Origin of the sequence: Deinococcus pimensis DSM 21231 (assembly GCF_000519345.1) — a bacterium.
GTDB classification, from domain to species: Bacteria; Deinococcota; Deinococci; order Deinococcales; family Deinococcaceae; genus Deinococcus_A; species Deinococcus_A pimensis.
On sequence record NZ_KI912632.1, the window covers coordinates 11,969 to 17,212 of the forward strand.

6 protein-coding genes are annotated in these 5,244 nt (G+C 70.9%); 5 read left to right on the top strand and 1 reads right to left on the bottom strand.

The annotated features are described in order from the left end of the window. From DEIPI_RS28495 to DEIPI_RS0104485, 4 genes are all read left to right on the top strand, one after another. On the top strand, nucleotides 1-356 hold a 356-nt coding region (locus tag DEIPI_RS28495; RefSeq protein ID WP_045233647.1), incomplete at its 5' end, for an amidohydrolase family protein. Continuing rightward, complete coding sequence (locus tag DEIPI_RS0104475) at nucleotides 353-1,390, top strand: SIS domain-containing protein (protein WP_027480983.1); 1,038 nt, start codon at nucleotides 353-355, stop codon at nucleotides 1,388-1,390. The genes DEIPI_RS28495 and DEIPI_RS0104475, both read left to right, overlap by 4 nt. Before the next feature lie 256 nt (nucleotides 1,391-1,646). Further along, entirely contained in the window at nucleotides 1,647-2,210 is a 564-nt protein-coding gene (locus DEIPI_RS0104480) for a hypothetical protein (RefSeq protein WP_169737022.1), read from the top strand. 12 nt (nucleotides 2,211-2,222) lie between these two features. Continuing rightward, entirely contained in the window at nucleotides 2,223-2,813 is a 591-nt protein-coding gene (locus DEIPI_RS0104485; RefSeq protein WP_169737023.1) for a DUF6973 domain-containing protein, read from the top strand. Nucleotides 2,814-3,057: 244 nt separating this feature from the next. Here the strand turns inward: DEIPI_RS0104485 and DEIPI_RS0104495 are convergent, their stop codons facing one another. Further along, nucleotides 3,058-4,047 carry an asparaginase gene (locus DEIPI_RS0104495; protein WP_245588512.1) on the bottom strand — a complete coding sequence of 330 codons (990 nt, stop codon included), beginning with the start codon at nucleotides 4,045-4,047 and terminating at the stop codon, nucleotides 3,058-3,060. 470 nt (nucleotides 4,048-4,517) lie between these two features. On the opposite strand from DEIPI_RS0104495, the gene DEIPI_RS28500 reads away from it, so the two are divergent. Next, nucleotides 4,518-5,244 (top strand): NAD-dependent epimerase/dehydratase family protein (locus DEIPI_RS28500; protein ID WP_052351616.1); only part of this gene is annotated, 727 nt, incomplete at its 3' end.

Consider the following 5,244-nt stretch of genomic DNA (forward strand, 5'->3'; position numbering starts at 1 on the left):
GGGACCGGCTGCACCTCGTCACGGACGCCATCCGCGCCGCCGGGCTCGGCGACGGCGAGAGCGAGCTCGGCGGACGGGCCGTGCTCGTGGAGGGCGGACGTGCCCGACTGGAGGACGGCACGCTCGCCGGGAGCGTCCTCACGCTGGACGTGGCGCTCCGCAACGCCGTGGGCTGCGGCGTCCCTCTGGAGGAGGCCGCGCGGATGGTCACCCTGAACCCCGCTCGGTACCTCGGCCTCACCGATCGCGGGCGGCTGGAGCCGGGCGCCCGCGCCGACCTCGTCGTGCTCGACACGGACCTCACGGTGCGCGAGGTGTGGGTGCGGGGCGAGCGCGTGGAAGGAGTGCCCTCATGACCGATCCCCTGATGCTACGCGAGACCCGCGAGGCGCCGAACGTCATCGAACGTCAGACGCGGGAGCACGCGCCCCTGCTCTCCGAGCTCGCGCGGGAGATCGCGCGGCGCGCGCCCCTGTTCGCCGTGACGGTCGCGCGCGGCAGCAGCGACCACGCCGCGCTCGTCGCGAAGTACGCGCTGGAGGTGGCGCTCGGCCTGCCCGTCGCGAGCGCCACGCCGTCCGTGCATACCCTCTACGGGCGGACACTCAAGCTGGACCGCGCGCTGGTGCTGGCGGTGTCGCAGTCCGGCGAGTCGCCCGACGTCGTGGAGACGGTCGCCTCGGCCCGCGCGGCGGGCGCGCTGACGGTGGCGCTCGTGAACCGCGAGGACTCGCCGCTCGCGCGGGCGGCGGAGTTCGTGCTGCCCCTCATGGCGGGGGAGGAGCGCGCGGTGGCCGCCACGAAGAGCTACCTCGCGAGCCTCACGGCGGCCTTCGGGCTCGTCGCGGCCCTCGCGGAGGACGCGGCGCTCTCGCAGGCCCTGACGCGCCTGCCGGACGTGCTGCGTTCCGCGCTGGAGGTGGAAAGCGTGGCGCGCGACCGCGCGGAGCGCTACCGCTACGCGGAGACGATGGTGGTGCTGGGGCGCGGTCTGCACTTCGGCGTGGCGCACGAGAGCGCCCTCAAGCTCAAGGAGACGAGCGGCCTCATGGCCGAGGCGTACAGCGCCGCCGAGTTCTCGCACGGTCCCGTGCGGGTCGTGGAGGCGGGCTTCCCGATCCTCGCGCTGTCCTCGCGCGACGAGGCGGCGGCCTCCACCGCCGCGACGCTGCGTGACCTCGCCGGGAAGGGCGCGGAGCTCGTGCTGATCGGCGCGGACGCGGACGTCCCGGCGCCCGTGCGGCTCCTGACGCCGCCGAGCGGGCACGCCTTCACCGACACGGTGGTGACGGCGGCGGCGGTGTACCTCCTCGCGGGGCACCTCGCGCTCGCGCGCGGCCTCGATCCGGACGCACCGCCGAGCCTGCGCAAGGTGACGCTCACGCGGTAGCCGGGCGTCTCGGGGACGAGACGCGGCGGGCAGGCCACATGGTGTGGCCTGCCCGCGTTGTCTTTGTTTTCCGGCGGGAGCGGAAGAGCAGTGACGTGGAAAGGATGTGAGGGATGCGGGGAGAATAATCTTTGAAGTTTTCCATATTGTGTTGAGTCATGTATAGACAGCAGTGTGATTTGAAGAATAAGCCTCCCGCCTTGCATGCTCACGTTGTTTCGAGAAAGCGACTCGCTGCCGTGAGTACAGTACAATCGTGAGAACAAGATCGATGTCCGTTCTGGCCCTCGGGCTGGGCCTCCTCCTGGCCTCCTGCACCCGTCCGGAACCCTCCGAGGCGAAGAACGTCCCCGAGGGGATCATCAACCCGCCCATCGACCCCCGCGACCTCCCCAACCCCGACGCGCCCATGCCCGCCAACCCCAACCTTCCCGCCCCGCCTCCTCCGGATAGAGAGCTTAACGAGTCGCCCTTTGGTGGTTTTCCCTTGGATCAGGCTGAGATGGAGCGTCTTCGGGAGAAGGACGAGCAGGAGCGGCGCGAATATGAGGCAAAGTACTCGCTGGCCGAACGCAAGAAAATTGTCGAAGCCATGTGGAGCCTTCCAGAGGAAGACAAGAAGGCCATCGACGAGATCATCGCCCGCGAAAAGGCCAAAACCGTCGGTGCTCTTAGCAGCAGCGAGTTGAATGACCTGGTGATCAAGGAGGTCCTGCGTCGCGCGGGGACGTTTCCGGTGACAGCCCAGGTCAATCCGTTCGAGAGATGGGCACAACTCAACCAGCTCGAACAGCGGCTGAGCCTCACCTCGCCAGTCTAGGACGTGAGGGATATGGAGGCGATACGTAAGGACGCACTGGCCCGGTCCGAGCGCATGTTCACCGACTCGCAGCTCAACCGGGGGATTGGTGACGCGTGGCGGCACCTGTACTGGAACGCCCGTATGACTCAGGTTCTCGGCATCCAGAAGGCCCGCGTGTGGAGCTGGGCGCACGACTGCGTGGACGCCAACTACGTGAGTCACAACGAATGCGAACGCGAGGTGGAGGGCGGCTACTACTGGTCGCGCGGCCCGGAGCGCAACTACCGCTATTACACCGAACGCGACATGGACCTGTGGAACAACGCCACCGGGCAGTGGTTCGGGCACTACAACAAGAACTTCGGGGCGGACAACTCCGCCGTGTGGTTGAAGTACTACGCCGAACGCGGTGACTACGGCCGTTCCTGGATCTGGAAGATCGAGGCGCAGGACGGCACCCGGGGCCAGCGGGTGCACATCCTGGGCGAACAGCGGGCCAGGCCGTGCGGCTACGCCATGTGGAACGGCGTGATGTACCCGTCGAAGCGGGACGTCCGCGAGTTCTGGTGCGTCGTGAAGTCGAACTATCAGCGGCCCTGGTACGTGCCCGTCTACAACTGACGTCCCCGCTTTCCCGGGCGGGCGCCTCCCGAACACGACGGAAAGCGCCTCCGGGGGAACACCGGGGGCGCTTCTGTGGAGTGTCTCAGCGGCCTTCCGTGCGGGGCGCGGGCGGCCCGGTCGTGGGCTGGCGGGGGACGCGGGCGTGTTCCTGCGCGGTCGTGGTGAGGGGCATGGGTCGCTCCTGACACGTGGACGGGTGGCCGCTGTTACGTCAATAGCGTAACACGAGCGGCAGCTCCGTTCATGTCGGAACGACGAGGGGCAGGTTCACCGTCACCTCACCCACCTCGTACCCCGCGAAGTTCGTCAGCACGCGCGGATACAGGTCGTACAACTCCCCCTGCACCTCCACGCCCAGCGCCTCCAGCACGGCCAGCGTCACGTGCGCCCGCGCGCGCTCCCCGCCGTCCTCCACCTTGATCGCCACGCCGAGCGGCCCGCGCGCCGTCTCCCGCAGCGCGAGCCCGAAGAAGCCCTCCGCGCCCATCTTGCTCATGGCGCCCGCCACGCGCGGCATCAGCTCCGTGTCGAGCCGCCCGCGGCCCGCGATCAGGAAGGGATGCCCGCTCATCGCCGTGAAGACGCGCTCCAGCGTCCCCGCGTGCGGTCCCGACGGCGCCGCGAAGCGCGCGAAGATCCGGCCCGCCGCGTGCAGGTGCGTCGCCACCGCCACCACGCTGCACCCGTCACGGCCCGCGATCACGTCGTCCGTCCCGCCGAGCTCCGCGTGCAGCATCAGGATCTCCTGCTGCAGCGGATGGTCGGGTTCCGTGTAGCCCTCCACGGGCCAGCCGCGCGCCACGCAGGTCAGCAGCATCCCCGCGTGCTTCCCGCTGCAGTTGTGGTGCAGCGCGCCCGGCGCCTCGCCCCGGCAGGCCAGCGCGAGCGCCGCGTCCGCGTCGAAGGGCGGGTGCGTGCCGCAGCGCAGCGCCCCCGGGCCCAGGCCCGCGCGCTCCAGCAGGCGGCGCACCACCCGCAGGTGCTCGTCCGTGCCCGCGTGGCTCGCGCAGGCGATGGCGAGCTCCTCCGTCGAGAGATCCGGGACGGCCTCCGCGAGCGGCAGGGCCTGCACGGGCTTGCTGCTCGACCGGGGGAAGGTCACGAGATCCGCGTCGCCCGCGCTCGCCACGAGGTGCCCGGAGGGGTCCACGACGGCGACGTGCACGCGGTGGGCGCTCTCGCGCATCCCGCCGCGCCAGAACACCACCTCGCCCGCCACGGGCCCGCTCACGCGCCCGCCAGGTGCTCGGGCAGGAAGTCCTTCTCCACCGTGAGGCGAGGCGGCCCCTCGCGTTCCACGCCCTCGCGGGCCTGATCGAGCAGCGTCACCAGCTCGTCGGGCCCCAGGACGACGCGCAGCTCGCCGCCCTCGCCCTCCAGCGCCGCCTCGCCCCCCCGCGCGGAGCTCCACCGTCCAGCGTCCGCCCGGCAGGGGCAGGTCCTCGCGCAGCACTCTCCCGGAGCGCAGCGCGTCGAGTTCGAGGTCGTCGATGCGCAGGCGCGCACCACGGCGGGTCCAGCGGATTTTCATGGCGTCAGCATACGCCCCTGGCCGCGTGGGCCGCGCGCCGGACCCGGGGAGGCCGTGAAGTCTGCACGTCCGGTGAAGTGCGCGTCCCGCTCGCGCGGGACGTGCCCTCGGGCGTCACGTAAGCCAATTCCCGTATCCCGTCCCGGCGCGGCGCGTGCTCACATGTCGCCATGCGCATCCTCGTTCTGGGCGGCACGCAGTTCGTCGGTCGGCACATCGTCCTGGAGGCCCTCTCGCGCGGGCATCAGGTCAGCACCTTCACGCGCGGACGCACCCCGGACGACCTTCCGGACGCGGTGGAGCGGCTCCACGGTGACCGGGACGGCGACATGACGGCCCTCGGGAACCGCGACTGGGACGCCGTCGTGGACGTCTCGGGCTACGTGCCGCGCGTCGTGCGTGCCAGCGCTGAGCTCCTGCGGGACCACACGCGGCGCTACCTGTTCATCTCCACCATCAGCGTCTACGAGGACCTCGCCCGCGAGGGCGTCTCGGAGGACGACGCCCTCGCGCGGCTCGCGGACCCCGCCGTGGAGCAGGTCACGGGCGAGACGTACGGCGGCCTCAAGGTCCTGTGCGAGGAGGTCGTGCGCGAGGTCTACGGCGAGCGCGCCACGATCGTGCGTCCGGGCCTCATCGTGGGACCGCACGACCACACGGACCGCTTCACCTTCTGGGCCCACCACCTCGCGCGCGACGAGCGGTTCGTGCTGTTCGGGGACGCGTCCACGCCCCTGCAGCTCATCGACGCCCGCGACCTCGCGGCGTTCACGCTGACGCTCGTGGAGCGGGACACGCCCGGCGTGTTCAACGCGGTCGGGGAGCGCCGCGCCTGGGGCGACCTCGTGGAGGACGTGCGCGGCGCGGAGGGCCGCGTCGCGCACGTGACCTTCCACG